Origin of the sequence: Chryseobacterium sp. RU37D (assembly GCF_900156075.1) — a bacterium.
Classification (GTDB): domain Bacteria; phylum Bacteroidota; class Bacteroidia; order Flavobacteriales; family Weeksellaceae; genus Chryseobacterium.
Map to the genome: position 1 here is coordinate 25,757 of NZ_FTMM01000020.1, position 19,281 is coordinate 45,037.

Sequence of the window (19,281 nt, forward strand, 5' to 3'; positions counted from 1 at the left end):
GTTAATCTTTATTTGAAATGCGGCTTAAATATTTAATCATATGGTATAGATCAATATTAATGGTTTTATATTGGATTAAGATTTCTATAAAATCAAAAAGATGATTCCAATGCTGAAATTATCTTTAAAAACCTGTTTAAACTTTTATTTTCAGATCTTTACTATTGCTTAAATAGGCGACAACAACCATAGCCCCGATTGTAACGACATCCTTTTGTGTAGCGAAGTGAAACAAAAGATATAGTGAAAAGCGGGAAATTGCTCCTAAAAAGTTTAAACAAGTTTTAACTATTCGTTTAATCTCTGTTTTTTACCAGAACCCAGCCGGAATATTTCATTTCGGTGTTCTTTTTGTCGTTTTCGTTCCATGAGACAGAGTACCAGTAGTTTCCTGTAGGTACTTTACGCCCTCCTATGGTTCCGTTCCATTTGTAACCGTTTGATTTGTCTGCCTGGAAAATTTTTGCTCCGTATCGGTCAAACACATTGAATACTAAGTTTTGTTTGCCTGCTAATGCCGAATAATCAATCATGTCATTGATACCGTCTCCATTCGGGGTGATTACATTGACTAGATTAGGAACGACAATATGTACATCAATAGGCTCACAATCATAGGCATCTTTTACATAAACTTTAGCATCACCTCTCACAACATTTTTAAATTCATTAGAGTCCTGCCAGTAGATTCCATCCAATGAATATTTATAGGGAGGTGTTCCGCCTTTTACATGTACAATTACTGTAGAATTTGAAATTTCAATATTTTTAATTACCGGTTGTTCCGACGGAAGGATTTTTACAGTCTGAGTTACCTCACAGGTTCCTGATTTTAATTTTACCCAGTAGCTGCCTACTCCTACATTAATGGTTTGAGTAACTGCTCCGGTATTCCACAGATAGCTTGTAAATCCGGGACCTGCATCCAGTGTTATTTTATCTTCAATACATATGATCTGATCCTTAAGGGTGTTTGAGTAAACCGGCGGAATGGTTTCCAGGGTAACCTTGGCAATGCCATAACAGTCTGATGAGTTTGCCACTTTTATATAAACAGTTCCGGCTTGTGAGGTATAGCTGGCAGGATTCATAATTTCATTGGTCCCGTTTTGAGCATCTGACATTGTAGGGTAGTACTTTTTGGTAATACCTGTTGTAGTTGTTACCGGTGCCGTGGTCAGGTTGAAAATTCCTGTAGGCGGATTGCTATTTTCGATCGTGCATGATCTCAATGTAGCATCAGTTACCGTAGGTGTAGGATTGATATTTAAAGTAATGACAGTATCGTTGTTATCACAAAGAACAGAGGTAGGATCTTTGATCAGAACAGTAATGCTGGTATTTGAGCTATATTCAAAATTAGTAGGATTGGCAATCGGTGTTCCGCTTCCGGTAATATAATAGGTGAAGTTATATAGGTTTGGGGTAGCGGTAAGCTGAGAATTAAAGGATGTAAGATCAACTGTTGCCTTCCCCTGCGAATCAGGGCATAAGCTTTTTGTAATAGATGTTTGCAATAAAGGAATCTTATCTACAAAAACTTTTACGTTTTTAATTGATTGAGCCGCCCGCATCATGCCGGTAGAAGCCGAAAACCCAAAATATCCCTGAGTCATTGTCGCTGCAGCGCCGGAAGGCGCAAAAGACTGGTCTACCACCGGCATTCCATCAATGCTTATTTTCACAATCCATGCTATTGGATTTGCGGGGTCTACTTTTCCGTCTATAATAACATGCTTAAATGTTGAGCTTAAAAATGAATGAGCAGGATAATAGTTTGGAGAGTGAAATGAGCTTCCGGGAACGTTATAAAATTCTATATTGTTGTTGTCTGTGGTATTAGCCACCTCGCCATAAGCTACATGCACTTTGCTCATATATCCGGCTGAAGGATTCATATTATTATAATTGTCAAGGGCTACCATGAAACCCACAGCATTTTTGGAAATACCAAGACCTGCTCCCAGAACGCTTGTCGTGGGCGGGTTGGCGAGATACCAAAAGGCAATTCCGTCTGCTGCGGCGCCACTTGGGGTTTCCATTCTAAAATCAAACTCTACTCTCCATTTGTCACAATATTTCAGATTAATTGGCGAGTTAAGCCGTATTGAGCCGGATTTGTTACCAATATTTTCTGTAAGTAATACATAATCACTAGGTGCTGTAGCAGAAACCATGGTCCATCCAGTAGTATTAATCGGATTTCCAGTAAGCTGATAAGTTTGCGATACAAAGTGCCCCGGAAGGAATAGCAAAAAAATTAAAAATAAAAAATAGTATTTTCTCATCATTTGAAAGTGTGCTGTTTTACAATCGCAAATATAATTATTTATAAGGTGATTTATTGGCTTATTGATAATATTATTGGTTGTTTTATGGTAATAATTGTGTTTAATTAAAATAAGGTTATAAAAAAAATAATTTCATGTAAATTGTTCACGAAATTGATAAATAAACAAAAAATCACCTCAAAGTTGAAGTGATTTCTTTTCCTAATTCCGTTTAGTATCAATTAAAACCCGCTCCAGTGCAGAAGCGGGTAAAATTTTATTCTCTATTTTTTACTAATACCCAACCGGTGTAAACTGTTTGTGTATTATTTTTATCATTTTCGTTCCATGTTATAGTATACCAGTATGTTCCTGTCACTACTTTTTTGTTGCCGGCTGTTCCGTCCCATTTGTAGTTTCTTAGTTTATTGGCCTCATACAATTTATTACCATATCTGTCATAGATTGTGAAAACAAGGTTTTTCTTATAAGCCAAAGCTGTATAATCGATCACGTCATTGATATTATCTCCGTTTGGTGTGATGGCATTGATCAAATTCGGAACAGTGATCTGTACATGAATAGGGTCGCAGTTGAAAGAATCTTTTACATATACTACTACTTCACCTCTCTGAAGGCCCGTAAATATATTAGAGTCTTGCCAGTTGATGCCATCAAGAGAGTATTTATAAGGCGTTTTTCCTCCATTTACGTTTACAGTGATTGTATTGTTGGTAATATCAATGCTTGAAATAACCGGTTGTGGCGCAGGATTTACTTTTACAGTCTGCATAGCGGTGCATTTTCCTGTTTTCAGCTGTACCCAATAAAGACCTGGTGGAACTCCGGTGATAGCCTGTGTTGTAGCACCTGTGCTCCATAAATAGCTGTCGAAGCCGGGTCCTGCATCAAGGGTGGTTCTTTCATCAATACAAATAATTTTATCTTTTAATACAGAAGAATAAACAGGTTCAAAAACTTTAAGATTGATTTTAACAATAATAAAGCAGTTTGCCACATTCGTAATTCTCACATATGCCGTAGAAGATGTTGTAACATATGCTGTAGGATTTAATATTTCGTTAGTGTTGGCTAAAGCGTCAGCCTGAGTCCTATAATACTTTTTCGTAACTCCCGGCGCTGTGGTAACGTTAGCCTGTGTCAGGTCAAATGAACCAGTGGTAGGAGCACTGTCAATGAAACAAGATTCCATTGTCGCATCATTAGACTGAATCTGCGGGAAGAAAGCTAATGTTATAGGAGCAGATCCAGCACATCCCAGAGGAGTTGTAACTTTTACATACACTGTTCCTGCAGTTGAAAAGTAAGCTGTAGGATTGATTATTTCGTTTGTTCCTGCGTTAAGGTCTGCCTGTGTTTTATAATATTTCTTTGTGGAACCAGCCGGAGCGTTCACATTGGCAAGAGTAAGGTTGAATGTCGCTGTTCCTGCGTTATTGTTATTACATTCAGTAAGTGTGGCAGGGGTTGCTGTAAATGGTGAAAGGTTTAATTGGATTTTTCCATCGGGATTATCACAAAGTACACCGGAATTATCTTTTATTAAAACGGAAACCGTGGTGTTCCCACTAAACTGATAATTAGTAGGATTCGTAATTGGCGTTCCGGAGACACTGTATGAGAAAGTATAGTTTGCAGGGTTTGTTACAAACTGGTTTTGATAGGATGTTAAATTAGCTGTTCCTTGTCCTGTAGAAGGATTAGGGCAGAAAGTATCCGTTACCGTTGCCTGGTTAATAGCCACTTTATCTACATACACTTTTACATTTTTAATAGAATGTCTTGATCTGTTACCCCCGGTAGAAGCCGAGAATCCGAAATATCCCACAGTCATTGCCGCAGCAGCTCCAGAAGGTGCAAAAGACTGGTTGCAGATAACGTTTCCGTCGATCATGATTTTTAAGATCCAGTTTGCAGGAGTAGCAGGATCTACCTGGGATGTTACTTCAACATGTTTGTAGGTTGCTCCCTGAAATGGCAGTGTAGTATTCATATCTGGGGAATGGAAAGAACTTCCCGGCGTATTGAAAAACTCTACATTGTTTGTGTCTGTAGTATTCTGGATCACTCCATACCCGACATGCACTTTACTCATCACAGCGGTTGTCGTATTGTTGTAAGTGTCAAATCCTACCACTAAACCGATTGCATTCTGAGAAACACCAAGCCCGGAACCTAATATACTTGCCACCGGCGGATTTTGAACATACCAGAAAGCAATACCATCTCCATTGAGAGTTTGGTTAGAATCCATTCTAAAATCAAATTCCACCTTCCATTTGTCACAATATTTCAGGTTGATAGGTTCATCCAGCCTTATTGATCCGGATTGAGTGTTAAGGTCAGGAGTAAGCTGCACAAAATCGGTATTAACCACGGTAGGCGAAACCATTGTCCATCCTGTGGTATTAACGGGATTTCCTAAAAGTTGATATGTCTGTGAAGCAAAATGTTGTGGAAAGCACAGCAAAAGGCTTAGGAATAAAAGGAAGAAGTATTTTTTATTCATTTATTTGGTACACTTAAATTAGACGCACCAAAGATATTAAATCCCAACCAATAAATACATATTTAATGTTAATTTTGGTTGAATTGATAGATACTTTATAATAAAAAAGGGCATAAAAGATAAAATACAGAAAATTTTTAAGCTAATTTTAATTTCAGTATAAATTAAAACAGAGAATTGCTTTCAAGATTTTCAAAATAAATATCAACTTCCAAACTCGTCGAATTTGAGGCAGCTACAGCAAGCCTGTCACACAGTTCATTTTCAAAATGACCGGCGTGACCTTTGATCCAATGCATTTTTGGTTTATGCAGATTGTAGAGAACAGCAAATCTCTGCCACAAATCAGGGTTTTTCACATTTTTCCAGCCTCGTTTGATCCATCCGGCCAGCCAGTTTTGATTAATGGCATCAGCAACATACTTGCTGTCGGTATAGATATGGATGTCATTATCCGGGGATTTCAGTTTTTCAAGAGCTGTAATTACAGCCAGAAGTTCCATTCTGTTGTTGGTAGTTTTTCTAAATCCTTTGGAAAATGTTTTTTGGTAGCCTTTCTCAGGTACACGCATGAGAATTCCATATCCGCCTTTTCCGGGATTTCCGCTGCAAGCTCCGTCGGTGTATATTTCAATTTTCATTTTTAGGCTGAAGCTGAGATTTAGTTTAAAGTTAATAATTATTCAGGTTAAATTTTAATCCTAACCTTGTCTTAACTTTAAAAATATTTAAAAAGGAAAATCATCATCGTCGTCGAAATCATTCATTGAAGATCCTGAAAGCTGTGAGTTGTCCGGAAGATCAAATGCTGCACCTGGCTGAATGGTTGTTTTAATTTTATCAAAACCACTTGGTTCATTCGATCCGAAGCTGGAAGGGTATCCGCTGCCCATTCCGCCATCAAAAGCAGCTTCAATATCTCCAAATTTTGCAAAATGCTTTAGGAAAGATAATCTTACATCGGCTGTAGCACCGTTTCTGTGTTTTGCAATGATCAGTTCAGCCTGATTTTCTGTTGAGGTTTCCTGGCCTTCTTCATCATTATCCCAAACAGTGATCTTATAATATTCCGGTCTGAATATGAAAGATACGATATCTGCATCCTGTTCGATGGCTCCGGATTCCCTCAAATCTGAAAGCTGAGGTCTTTTTCCTGGACGTGTTTCCACACTACGGGAAAGCTGGGAAAGTGCAATTACCGGAACATTCAATTCTTTTGCAATAGCCTTTAATGATCGGGAAATCATGGAAATTTCCTGTTCACGGTTTCCGACTCCTTTTCCTCCTCCTCCGGCTGTCATCAGCTGAAGGTAGTCGACCATGATCAGCCGTACACCGTGCTGCATTACCAGTCTTCGGCACTTCGCACGGAAGTCAAAGATGGATAGGGAAGGGGTTTCGTCTATATATAAAGGTGCATTTTCAAGTTCTGATACGTTGGAGAACAGTCGTTGCCATTCTTCATCGTCCAGGGTTCCTTTTCTTAATTTTTCTGATGAAATTCTTGTTTCGGATGCGATCATCCTGGTGATAAGCTGTACCGAGGCCATCTCCAGGGAGAACAGTGCCATGGGGATTTTGTGACCCACAGCAATATTTCTTGCCATCGAAAGCAGAAACGCGGTTTTTCCCATCGCCGGACGTGCCGCGATAATGATAAGGTCAGAATTCTGCCAGCCTCCTGTTTCTTTATCCACATCTCTGAAGCCGGAAGGTACTCCGGAAAGACCTTCTTTATCTTTTAAAGATTTGATGGTATCAATGGCCTGCTTTACTAATGAGTTGGCGGTGTCAAATCCTTTTTTGATGGTTCCGTTGGTTATTTCAAAAAAGGATTGTTCTGCTTTATCCAAGAGCTCAAAAACGTCGGTAGATTCTTTGTAGGAAGCATCAATCACGTTCGCTGAAACATTAATTAAGCTTCTTAAGATATATTTTTCAAGAATCACACGTACATGATATTCTATATGGGCAGATGAGCTTACCCCCATGGTAAGATCAATGATATAGCTGTCTCCGCCTGCTGAGCTTAGTTTTCCTTCTTTTTTCAGATCCTGAATGATGGTCATTAAGTCAACCGGCTGGTTACTTTCATATAATTTTAAAATGGTGGAAAAAATTACCTGATGTCTCGGATCATAGAAAACTTCAGGGGTAAGCAAATCGATAGAGTGGTCAAGCCCTTTTTTGTCAATTAAAAAAGTACCGATAACCAGTCTTTCGAATTCCAATGCGTTGGGAGGCATTTTCCCGTCGGCAATAGAGAGCTCTTTTGCAAAGTTTCCGTTCGTCAAAGAAGATAAAGTTTCTTTCTGCGCCATAGTTCTACAAAGATAGTTTTTTTGCGAAGCAAATAAAAAATAGTAACTAAGATTTTGGTGTTGATAAGTTTAAAATATTAGGATTAAAAGGCTTTTTCTGCGTGCATAAAAAAATCACCTCAACATTGTGAGATGATTTAAGTATTTGAAAATTAAATTATTTATTCGATATTTTTTACTAATACCCATCCGCTGTATTTCGTTTCAGTATGATTTTTATCATTTTCTGTCCATGTGATCGTGTACCAGTATGTTCCTGTAACGATTTTCTTCCCTCCGGATGTACCATCCCATGTATAGTTTCTGGTCTTATCTGCTTGGTAAAGCATATTTCCGTATCTGTCATAAACCTTGAAAATCAGGTTTTTCTTATATGCTAATGCGGAATAATCGATATAATCATTTTTGTTGTCTCCGTTTGGTGTGATAGCATTCAAAAGATTCGGAACGGTTACTTGAACATCGATAGGGTTACAGTCGTAAGCATCTTTTACGTATACTTTGTTTTCACCTCTCGGAAGTCCTGTGAATACATTGGAGTCCTGCCAGTTGATACCATCAATAGAGTATTTGTAAGGTGCTTTTCCTCCTGAAACGTTTATCGTAAAAGAATCGTTTGTGATATCAATGCTTGTAATCACCGGCTGAGCAGAAGCGTTCACGTGTACTTCCTGTAAAGTCCAGCATTTTCCTGTTTTTAATTTTACCCAATATGTTCCTGCTCCTACACCTGTAATAGACTGTGTGGTTGCTCCTGTGCTCCATTCGTATCCGTCAAATCCAGGGCCTGCGTCTAAGGTTGTTCTGTCTTCGATACATATGATCTTATCTTTAAGGACATTAGATTTTACAGGAGGTAAAACAATAAGGTTCACTTTGGCAATCGTATAACAATCGTTCCCGCTTGTTACTTTTATATAAGCTACGCTTGTTGTTGAAACATATGCATTCGCATTCAGGATAGGGTTGGCTCCTGAAATAGCGTCTGCCAAGGTTTTGTAATATTTTTTGGTCATTCCGGCTTGGGAATTCACATTGGCAAGTGTAAGGTCGAATGATGCCGTATTGATAGCTGTTTCTATATAGCAAGATTCAAGAGTTGCTTCATTTACCACTACCACAGGATGGAATTTTAATGTAATTTCCGCATCATCAGAGCATCCGTCTGTTGTTGTTACTTTTACATAGACTTTTTTCTCTCCTGAAACATAAGCTGTTGGATTGGTGATTTCGTTTGTTCCGGCTGTTAAATCAGCCATGGTTGGATAGTATTTCTTTGTAACATTGGTTCCGGCATATACATTGGCAAGATTCAGGTTGTATGTTGAAGTTCCGGCTCCGTTGTTGTTACATGCAAACAGAGTAGCATCATTGGCAACGATATTTCCTGTTTTAAACTTGAATTTTCCGACTTGGAAGCATCCGTTGATAGGGTTCGTGGGATTCGTAGGATCGGTATATTTTAATCTGTAATAATAGATGTCTGTTCCATTAACCATTATTGGAGTGGTAATGGGAGCATTTCCTGTAATGGCATCATTACTGTTCAGGTGATAAGTAACTGTAAAGTTCGGGTTTCCGTTGATGATTCCGGTTGATAATGTACTGAAATCAAACATTGTCGGTAAAGAACATTTTAAGATCTCGTTCGGGTCAGTAGGGTTGGCTGCAGGTGCGCCCGGCGGAACGAAAGGATGTGGTGTTAATGCGGGATCGGTAAATGCAGATGTTAAAGTAGCGGTACCTCCCCACGTTAAAGAGAATCCTAATGCATTGTGGCTGTAATTATCAACAATTAAAACATATGTCTGCCCTGCTGTCACGTTCATTGGCGGATTATATCCTGCGTTTGGAGCATTTGGAGGGTTATCTGATAATCCTGTGGGGTTTGGCCATTGCCCCGTCATCCCTGCAAAATTACAGGTCACCGGAGCACCTAAGTTTCCGCAGGTAGGGCTTGGTCCCCAAACTGCCCAATCGTAATCGGCAGAGTTTCCGGGAGCAGTTGGCGGTAAATTAATGTTTACATTCGGAGTAATTTCAAAAGTCAAAGTACCCGATGTGGCTACGGTGAAAGTATACCAAACTGAAAAATGCTCACCTCCTTTAAGGCAAAGATTGTCCGGGACACTGTTTGGGGGGCCTGGGAAATCCACCACGGTTCCGGGACCGGAAGGATCATAGGAAATATTGGAATTTCCACATACCGGGATTGCAGTAATACAGTCTGATTGTGAGAAATACATCTGTGATAGGCATAAAATAATCAGTAGTAATAATCTCTTCATTGATTGATTTTTTGAATTATTGGTTTTGAATTTTTAAGTGGAAAAACCGCCTGAAAAAGCGGTTTTCCTTTATCTTGTTGTAGATTATTCTCTATTCTTCACGATTACCCATCCTGAGAATTTAAATGGTGTGTTCTTCTTGTCATTTTCATTCCAGGTTACAGAATACCAGTATGTTCCTGTAGGTACTTTTTTACCTCCAATGGTACCATCCCATTTGTATCCATTAGTCTTATCAGCCTGGCCTACCTTAGTTCCGTATCTGTCGTAGATGCTCAATACTAAGCCTTGTTTACCTGATAACGCAGAATAATCGATCACATCGTTTATACCGTCACCATTAGGCGTAATAACATTCACCAGATTTGGAACCACGATCGTTACCGTAATAGGATCACAATCGTAGCCATCTTTTACATAGACCATATTGTCACCTCTTGGTACGTTTGTAAAGACGTTTGAGTCTTGCCAGTTGATACCATCCATTGAATATTTGTATGGAGCTGTTCCTCCTACTACATTCACTGTTACAGTATTGTTTGCAATATCGATTAGTGAAATAACTGGTTGTTCAGAAGGATACACTTTTACAGTTTGTCTTGTAATACATGTTCCGGTTGTCAGGTCAACCCAATATGTCCCAACGGTTACATTGTTAATCGACTGGGTAGTTGCTCCGGTGCTCCATTTGTAAGCTGTGAAACCAGGTCCTGCATCCAGAGTGGTTGCGCCTTCCATACAGATGATCTTATCTTTTAATACATTAGAATGTACCGGAGGCAGAACGATCAGGGTCACTTTAGCTATACCATAACATCCGTTTCCGTTCGTTACTTTGATGAAGACCACTCCATTTGGAGAGATATAATTTGTAGGATTCAGGATTTCATTGGTTCCTGCAATCGCATCCGCTAAAGAAGGAAAATAAGTTTTTGTAACTCCTGTTTGCGAGGTTACTGCAGCTGTTGTAAGATTAAATAATGCTGTTGAAGGATTACTTTCAATAAAGCACGATCTCAACGTAGCTTCTGTTACAACTACTTCAGGATAGAAGTTTAATGTAAGCTGAGCTGTATCTGAACATCCTTGTAATGTGGTTACATTTACATAAATAGTACCTGTAGAAGATGTAAAGTTGGCAGGATTCAGAATTTCATTAGTTCCGGCAAGAAGGTCTGCCATTGTAGGATAATACTTTTTAATTGCAGTAGGATCTGTAGGCAAAACATTCGCTGAGGTCAGGTCATAAACTCCTGTGCCATTATTATTATTGTTACAGGTTGTTAATGTAACATCCAGTGCGGTAATATTTCCCTGCTTAAACTTAAACTGCCCCGTCTGCTTACACTTACTGATCGGGCTATTCGGGTTAGTAACATCTACATAGCTGATGCTATAATAGTATACAGTCGTTGTATTAACTGTCTGAGGAACGGTGATAGGGTTGTTACCTGTAAGTGCATCATTAGAACTTGTATGGTAGCTTACCTGGAAATTCGGGTTTCCGTTAATAATGCCTGCTGATAATGATGAAAAGTCGAAAACAGCAGGATTAGAACAAATGACTACCTCGTTTGGTCCTCCCGGAGTAGCATTAGGTACGCCTGGCGGGATAAATGGGTTTGGCTGGATAGCTGATGTAAACGGAGAAGAAAGTGTAGCGGTACCGCCCCAGCTTAATACAAATCCATTAGTATTTGAAGAGAAGTTATCCACAATCAAGTAATATGTTTCTCCAGCCACTACATCAAGATATCTGCAAAAACCGTCACCTCCTGCACCTTCTGTAAGGTCAGTAGCTGTCATATTTAATCCTGTAAGCACACCTGCTGCAGTAGAAGCGTAAGAACATCTTAAAGGGGTACCAAGGCTTCCGCATTGCTTATTCGGTCCGAAAACCGCCCAGTCGTAATCGGTACTGGTAGGGTTTGTTGGATTAACGTTCGGGGTGATTAAGAATGTAAGTGTTCCACTTGTAGAAACTGTAAAGGTATACCATACGGAAAAGTGCTCTAAAGAGAGACATCCTCCTCCAAGCGGGTTTTCCTGAACAGCTCCAAATCCGCTCGGAGTATAGGAAATATTAGAATTTCCGCAAACAGCGAGTGCTGAAGTACAGTCAGACTGTGCATAAAATATTTGGGCAAAAAGACCAAAAAAAATGAGTAAAGTTTTTTTCATGTAAGGGAAATTTTTATCACAAATATAAAAAATTATTAATCTTAAATTAAAGTTTTTAAGATTAATTTAATAAAAACGTATTTATTGTTTTAATATTGCATTTTTCTCAATTTGGGATTAATGCTTCCCACAATCAGAGCAACGAACACTGTCATTGTTCCGCCGAAAACCACAGAGCGTACTACACCTAATAGTTTTGCCATTAATCCGCTCTCGAACTGTCCCATTTCGTTACTTGACATAATGAAAATGGAATTCACGCTCAAAACCCGCCCTCTGATGTTGTCTGGGGTTTTCAGTTGAACAATTGTTCCTCTTATCACTACAGAAATCCCATCCAGCATTCCACTTAAAACAAGGGACATGAACGAAAGCCAATACCAGTTTGATAAGCCGAAAGCGATAATACAAAGACCAAACCCTGTTACTACACCAAGCAAAATTTTGCCTTGGTTTTTTCTTAACGGGATAAGGGATAAAATGGTAATAATACACATTGAACCAATATCTGATGCTGCATTTAATAGTCCGAAACCTTCTGCTCCGACTTTTAAAATATCTGTCGCATACACAGGAATCATAGCAACTGCACCTCCAAAAAGAACTGCAAACATATCCAGACAAAGCGCTCCTAGAATTTCTTTAGTCTTAAAGATGTAGGAAATTCCTTCGCGCATACTTTCTATAACGTTAATATTTTCTTTTTTGTATTCGGAATGTTGTTTTTTTAATTTAAAAAAAAATAAAGAGGCTAAAAATATTAATGAAATAATTACACTCAAAGTCCATTTTACACCAAAATAACCGATTAAAAATCCACCGATGGCATGTCCACATACGGAAGAGATAAGAAAAGTTGCCTGATTCAGGGTAATTGCATTCGGGAGGTTGTCTTTTTTTACAATTTTAGGAATCATAGACGGAACAATAGGCCCGATGAATGCTCTTGCGATTCCCGTGAAAAAAATTACGCCATATATATAATAGGCAATCTGGTGTCCCGAAAAATGGATCTTCGTATTAAAAAATGCGGGAATCAGCAATAAACCGATTAAAAAAATATAAGCATAATTACAGATAAGAAGAAGTCTTTTCTTTTCGTTCATATCAATGACGTGGCCCGCATACAAGGCACAGCTTACCGCCGGAATTACTTCGGAAAGCCCGATCAGTCCGATAGAAAAAGGATCTTTTGTTAACTGATACACCCACCATCCGAGTAATGTAGCGAGCATTCTGAAAGCTAAAACAATGAAAAACCTTCCTGTAAGGAGATTCCTGAATTCGACATTTTTCAATGTTTGTAGCGGGGTAAACGAAATCATCCGACAAAAATAGCCTCAAATATTCATTTAAGGCTATATATATCGTATTTTTTTGAATGATATATTAAATGACGGCTAAAAGATAAAATCTATTTTAGTTATCCGCTCGTGAAGAGCTTAAAACCAATGCCGCAACACCAGCGGCGCCAATCACTACTGCTCCTGCGGTCGTTTTTGCTTTTCTACTGTCTCTTACTGCAGCCACATTAGCTTTAGGAATTGTAACAACTGTACTGTCTTTTTTCCCGGCTGTACCGATCAGATTGTTGCCATCTATATTTCGGAATAACATTTTCTGATTTTTAGAACCGTCCTTCATTGTAACTACATACATTCTTCCGGCTTGTAAATTAGAATAATCATTTTTTGAAATGTCTTCAGAATATTTTGTAGTTGCGCAGGATGAAATTACTAATAACGACGTCAGTAAAGATGATTTTAAAAGTACAGATGCTCTCATTATTATTTTTTAGTTTTCCAAATTTATAATTTTTTTCGAATATACGTTTCCGGAATTGAAAAAATGTGATTAAAGTTTATAAATTTCCAATAAATCTGCTATTTTTCTGTCATTGGCAAGTCTTGGGATTTTATTTTGTCCGCCGAGCTTCCCCTGAGACTTTGCGTATTCCTGAAACGCATTTTTCTTCAAACTTGTGATGTGAAGCTTTTGCAGAATATTCCCTGAAATAAGGTCATCGTAGTAGGTATTACGCTTTTTTAGCTGATCATCAAGCTCATTTTTAAATGCATTAAAATTTTCAGGTTCTTTTTCGAATTCAATAAACCATTCATGATACGGAAGTCCATCATCGGGGTTAACTTGTGGGGCGAGATGAAATTCTGTGATCTGTGCCGGATGTTTTTCCAGTGCAGCCTTCATAGCTTCTTCGACCTCAAAGGCAATTACATGTTCCCCAAAGGCTGAGGTGAAATGCTTTGTTCTTCCGCTCACCAGAATCCTGTGCGGATTTTTATCAATAAACCTTACCACATCACCAATTGAGTAAGCCCAAAGCCCTGAATTTGTAGTTAAAATCAATGCATAATCTTTATTAAGCTCAATTTCTTTTAAGGTTAGCCTTTTCGCATCAGGTTTTCCGTATTCTTCCAGCGGAATAAATTCATAGAAAATTCCATGATTGGTTAAAAGCAATAATCCTTCCCTGGTGTAATCATCCTGAAAGGCAAAAAAACCTTCCGAAGCCGGAAATGTCTGGACGATGTCTACTTTTCCTCCCAGGAGTTCTTCCATTTTATCGCGGTAGGGCTCATAATTTACGCCGCCTGTAACGATTAACTGAAGATTAGGGAAAATCTGCTTGATTTTTTTACCGTTTTTTTCTATAAGTTTCTCAAAATACATGATCAGCCAGGGGGGAATTCCCGAGATAAGCGTCATGTTTTCTTTTTCTGTTTCTTCTATGATTTTATCCACTTTTGCTTCCCAGTCTTCTATCATGTTTGTTTCTAAGCTTGGAAGTCTATTTTTTTGTAAATAATTGGGAATGTGATGGGCTACAATTCCCGAAAGACGGCCTGTTTTTATTCCGAAATCTTCCTGCAGTTCCGGGCTGCCTTGTAAAAAGATCATTTTTCCTTTTACAAAATCGGCATTGTTTTTTTTAGCAATATAGTGGAAAAGAGCGCTTTGAGCTCCTTTGATCTGGAAAGGCATTCCTTCTTTGGAAATGGGGATATATTTGGAACCGGAAGTCGTTCCAGAAGTTTTTGCAAAATATTCAGGCGTTTCTGTCCAGAGAATATTGGCTTGACCTCGTTTTACTTTTTCAATATAAGGTTTAAGATCTTCATAATCTGAAACTTTTACCCTTTCCTGAAAATCTTTTATGTTTTTGATATTTTCAAAATCATGTTCTCTTCCAAAAAGAGTTTTTTTTGCTGCAGTTACAAGGGACAGTAGCAGCTCTTCTTGATTTTTCTCTGCATTTTTTTTGAAGCCTTCAGCTTTTCGGACATGCTTTTTGGCCCAAATCAATGCCGCATTTTTCTTTAGGAAGTTTAACATGCTTCAAATTTATAAATAACTTGAGAATCTTAGATCATTTTCAATAAATAAGCAGCAAAAAACCGATGATGAGTATCATCGGTTCTACGAAATTTGATTATGAAAATAACAACTATTGTTGAGTTTTATTTGTTTTCTTTGTACCTTTTATCTGGTGTACCGTCTTTTTTTAATTTTTTATTTTCCTTATATCTTTTATCCGGAGTTCCGTCTTTCTTCATTTTTACAGCTGTAGGTTTAGAAGCAGTGGGTGAAGCTGTTGTAGGCTTTACAGTCTGTGCTGCTTTCGTAGTTGGGTGAGGTGCTGCTTTTGTAGCAACAGGTGCTGTTTGCTGAGCGGTTGCAAGCCCTAGTCCTAATACTATTGACATTGCGGATAATAATTTTTTCATAAGAATTAATTTGCTTGTTTTCTTGATTCAAAGTTATACAAAAAACAGACTTAAAATCTCAGTTTTAGAAACTTAACTAAAGTTTATTACAGATTAAAAAAAGATTAAACAGGATTAAAGACGATTTCGCTTTAAGTTTGTCAAGGTTCTAAACCTGACCAGGCTTGATTTCAAAAATAAACCCAACTTTTCACTTTTTAAATAATAAAAACCTGCTTTCCCTAATAAGAAAAGTAAACCCTAATATATGTATCAAAAACTAGTCAACGAGTACAGCTGTTATCCACGCGCACAGTTTTTCTTTAAAAGAAAAAAATATCCGTACATTTGTATGAATGTATGAATCAAACGATTTCGGAAACTCCCGAAATCGCTTTTGTCGTTATACCAAATTATTTATGCAATTAAAAAACATTAATGAAAAATTCCTTCCAGATCTTCTTCAGAAAGAGTTTGGAAAGGAGATTTTTATTCAGTTAAGAACTCATCAGCATATTTTTGTAAAAGGAAATGCCGGCTCTTCGGCTTCTATCTTTACAGCTGAACTTTTTCTCACGCAGGAAAAACACATTCTATATCTTGTTGACGATAAAGAAGATGCGCTCTATGCAAATACGGAAATGGAAGATCTGCTGGGAAAAGACAAGGTTTTGTACTTTCCGGCTACTCACCTGGAGCCGTATCAGGTAGAGAAAACACAGAATGCCAACCTTGTCCTGAGAACTGAGGTTATTAATAAAATTATCTCAAGTAAAACACCCAAAGTCATTGTTGCCTACGCGGGCGCCTTGTCTGAAAAAGTTTTGAAAAAGGAAGATTTTAAAGCTATTTCACATCATATCAAAGTCGGTGACCAGCTTGACTTTGATTTCGTGGATGAATTATTAAATCATTATAATTTCCATCAGGCAGATTTTGTTTCCGAGCCGGGAGAATTTTCCGTGAGAGGAGGAATTGTGGATGTTTTCTCATTTTCCAATGAAAAGCCCTACCGTATTACTTTCTTCGGAAATGAAGTGGAAAACATTAAAACTTTTGATATTGAAACACAGCTTTCAGAGGATAAAGTGACCGATTTTCAATTGGTTTCCAATATGAATTTTACGGTTACGGGAAGCCGAGTATCATTACTGCAGCTATTACCTAAAGAAAGTTTTATAATTTCTAGAAATGGGCTTATCGGGATGCAAAAGCTCAAAACCTTTTACGAAAAATCACTTACCAAATTTGAGACTTTAAGCAAAGATATTGCCCACAGACCGCCACAGGAATTATTTATTTCTGATCAGGAGTTTTTATTTGATTATAAAAAATTCAAAACAGTTGATTTTGGGAGCATTCCTATTGAGGGTGTAATAGAAATCTCGGAAATAAAAATTGATCAGACTGCACAGCCTTCCTTCCACAAGAATTTCGAATTACTGATAGAAAATCTTGAAGACAGACAAAATGAAGGCTTCAATACCTGGATTTCTTTTTCATCCGAAAAACAGAAAGAAAGGCTGGAATCTATTTTTGAAGAGCTGGAGCATGAGGTTCCTTTTAAAAGCTTTAAATCTGAGCTTCATGAAGGATTTGTAGACAATGACCATAAGTTATTGGTGTATACAGATCATCAGATTTTTGACCGTTATCAGAGATATAAAGCTAAAAATACCTTTGCAAAATCGGAGCAATTGACACTGAAAGATTTAATGTCTCTTAAAATCGGGGATTATATTGCCCACATAGATCATGGGATAGGAAAATTCATGGGCTTGGTGAAAGTCAATAATGATGGTAAAATCCAGGAATGCTTTAAATTAACTTATAAAAATGGCGATTTATTATATGTAAGTATTCATTCTCTTCATAAAATATCCAAGTACAATGGGCCAGAAGGCCGCGAAATTGTTTTGAGCAAACTTGGATCACCCACCTGGAAATCTTTAAAGCAAAAAACAAAAGCAAGAGTAAAGCAGCTTGCATTTGATTTAATAAAATTATACGCCCAGAGAAAAACGGCGAAAGGTTTTGGCTATACCCCAGATTCTTATTTGCAGAATGAATTGGAAGCCAGCTTCCTTTATGAAGATACCCCGGATCAGGAAAAAGCAACCATAGATGTAAAAAAAGATATGGAAGCCGATACAGTAATGGATCGTCTGGTTTGCGGGGATGTAGGTTTCGGGAAAACAGAAGTGGCTATTCGTGCGGCGTTCAAAGCGGCGACGGATGGGAAGCAGGTTGCTGTTTTGGTTCCTACAACAATTTTGGCTTTCCAGCATTACCGAAGTTTTAAGGAAAGGCTAAAAGATTTTCCGGTGAATGTTGCTTATATAAACCGATTCAGGACAGCAAAGCAAAAAACTGAAACGCTGGAGGCCCTGAAAAATGGTAAAGTTGATATTATTATAGGAACTCATCAATTAGCGGGTGGTTCGGTGAAGTTTAAAGATTTAGGCTTGTTGATTATTGATGAAGAACATAAATTCGGGGTTTCTGTAAAAGATAAATTAAAGACGTTAAAAAGCAATGTAGATACACTGACGCTTACTGCAACACCAATTCCCAGGACACTACAGTTTTCCTTGATGGCTGCAAGGGATTTATCAGTCATTAAAACACCTCCGCCGAACAGGCAGCCAGTTGATACTCAATTGATAGGCTTTAATGAAGAAACTATTCGGGATGCAATTTCCTATGAACTTCAACGTGACGGGCAGGTTTACTTTATTAATAACAGAATAGAAAATCTTAAAGATATTTCAGGATTGATCCAAAGACTGGTTCCGGATGCCAAAGTTATTACCGGCCACGGGCAGATGGAAGGTAAGCAACTGGAAAAAAATGTCCTTGATTTCATGGAAGGAAAGTATGATGTGCTGGTTTCCACTACCATTGTGGAAAGTGGAGTGGATGTTCCGAATGCCAATACTATTTTCATCAATGATGCTCACAGATTCGGGATGGCAGACCTTCACCAGATGAGAGGAAGGGTCGGGCGAAGCAACAGAAAAGCTTTTTGTTATCTGATAACACCTCCTTACGATATGATGACTTCTGATGCAAGAAAGCGTTTGGAGGCTATTGAGCAATTTTCCGATTTGGGAAGTGGTTTCCAGATAGCGATGAAAGATTTAGAGATTCGTGGGGCCGGAGACCTGCTGGGAGCAGAGCAGAGCGGATTTATTAATGAAATGGGTTTTGAGACCTATCAAAAATTAATGCAAGAAGCTTTGGAAGAATTAAAAGATGATCAGGAGTTTGAAAATCTTTTCGAAAATGAAGAAGAAAGAAACAAATTGTTTAAAACAACTAAAGATGTAAATATTGATACAGATCTGGAGCTGATGCTTCCGGATTGGTACATCTCCAATACTGAGGAAAGATTACTGCTTTACCAGAAACTTGCTGAGGTGGAAAACGAAGAAAAATTGTTAAAATTTGAGTCTGAATTAATAGATCGATTCGGAAATTTACCAAAAGAAGCAAAAAATTTATTAAAAAGTGTCAACTTAAAATGGCTCGCGTCGGATATCGGCTTCGAAAAAATTGTAATGAAAAACGGAGTCTTTCTGGGATACTTCCCAAGCAACCCACAGGATAAGTTTTATCAGACAGATAAATTTAAAAACGTTATTAATTATTTAACAAAAAATCCTGCAGAAGCCCAGCTGAAGGAGAAAGTAAGCAAGGATGGCAACCACCTCATGATGAGAAAAGATAAGATAATAAATGTCGATGAGGTGAATTACCTATTAAAATCAATACTAAAAAATGAAGAAGGCTAGCGTTTATTAGCAGAAATAATTTTACTTTTCATAAAATCAAAATCTATGTAATTGATTAATACCGAATGATTTATAATCCCTGAATTGTTCATGAAAATCTAGATCCGTGCACAGGTGAAAGTTGGTGCAAGTGCCCCAATTCTGTTCTTGGTATAAAAAAGAAAACCACTTT

Annotated in this window: 11 protein-coding genes; 1 reads left to right on the plus strand and 10 read right to left on the minus strand. The window is 37.9% G+C overall.

The genetic code is table 11. The annotated features are described in order from the left end of the window. Positions 1 to 296 precede the first annotated feature (296 nt). From BW926_RS10450 to BW926_RS10495, 10 genes are all read right to left on the minus strand, one after another. Positions 297 to 2,291: a T9SS type B sorting domain-containing protein gene (locus BW926_RS10450; protein ID WP_076446892.1), complete on the minus strand. Its 1,995-nt coding sequence runs from the start codon at positions 2,289 to 2,291 to the stop codon at positions 297 to 299. A 256-nt stretch (positions 2,292 to 2,547) separates the two neighbouring features. After that, positions 2,548 to 4,800: a T9SS type B sorting domain-containing protein gene (locus BW926_RS10455; protein ID WP_076446894.1), complete on the minus strand. Its 2,253-nt coding sequence runs from the start codon at positions 4,798 to 4,800 to the stop codon at positions 2,548 to 2,550. Between the two features lie 164 nt (positions 4,801 to 4,964). Next, positions 4,965 to 5,441 (minus strand): ribonuclease HI, encoded by a 477-nt coding sequence (gene rnhA, locus BW926_RS10460; protein ID WP_076446896.1) that lies wholly within the window; start codon positions 5,439 to 5,441, stop codon positions 4,965 to 4,967. 87 nt (positions 5,442 to 5,528) lie between these two features. Beyond that, a complete protein-coding gene (gene dnaB / locus BW926_RS10465) occupies positions 5,529 to 7,121 on the minus strand; it encodes a replicative DNA helicase (protein WP_076446898.1) in 1,593 nt (530 codons plus the stop codon). Between the two features lie 161 nt (positions 7,122 to 7,282). Further along, entirely contained in the window at positions 7,283 to 9,409 is a 2,127-nt protein-coding gene (locus BW926_RS10470) for a T9SS type B sorting domain-containing protein (protein ID WP_076446900.1), read from the minus strand. An 84-nt stretch (positions 9,410 to 9,493) separates the two neighbouring features. Beyond that, the gene (locus BW926_RS10475; RefSeq protein ID WP_076446902.1) at positions 9,494 to 11,590 is read right to left on the minus strand and encodes a T9SS type B sorting domain-containing protein; all 2,097 of its coding nucleotides are present in this window, start codon (positions 11,588 to 11,590) and stop codon (positions 9,494 to 9,496) included. 89 nt (positions 11,591 to 11,679) lie between these two features. Beyond that, positions 11,680 to 12,915, minus strand: a complete 1,236-nt coding sequence (locus BW926_RS10480) for an MFS transporter (protein ID WP_076446904.1) — start codon at positions 12,913 to 12,915, stop codon at positions 11,680 to 11,682. A 94-nt stretch (positions 12,916 to 13,009) separates the two neighbouring features. Next, positions 13,010 to 13,375, minus strand: coding sequence for a hypothetical protein (locus tag BW926_RS10485; RefSeq protein WP_076446906.1), 366 nt, complete (start codon positions 13,373 to 13,375; stop codon positions 13,010 to 13,012). A 69-nt stretch (positions 13,376 to 13,444) separates the two neighbouring features. Then, positions 13,445 to 14,944: a GH3 auxin-responsive promoter family protein gene (locus BW926_RS10490; RefSeq protein ID WP_076446908.1), complete on the minus strand. Its 1,500-nt coding sequence runs from the start codon at positions 14,942 to 14,944 to the stop codon at positions 13,445 to 13,447. 125 nt (positions 14,945 to 15,069) lie between these two features. Further along, positions 15,070 to 15,336: a hypothetical protein gene (locus BW926_RS10495; RefSeq protein WP_076446910.1), complete on the minus strand. Its 267-nt coding sequence runs from the start codon at positions 15,334 to 15,336 to the stop codon at positions 15,070 to 15,072. Between the two features lie 398 nt (positions 15,337 to 15,734). Between BW926_RS10495 and mfd the strand changes: the two genes are divergently transcribed. Then, positions 15,735 to 19,109 (plus strand): transcription-repair coupling factor, encoded by a 3,375-nt coding sequence (mfd, locus tag BW926_RS10500; RefSeq protein WP_076446911.1) that lies wholly within the window; start codon positions 15,735 to 15,737, stop codon positions 19,107 to 19,109. The last annotated feature ends 172 nt before the right edge of the window (positions 19,110 to 19,281 follow it).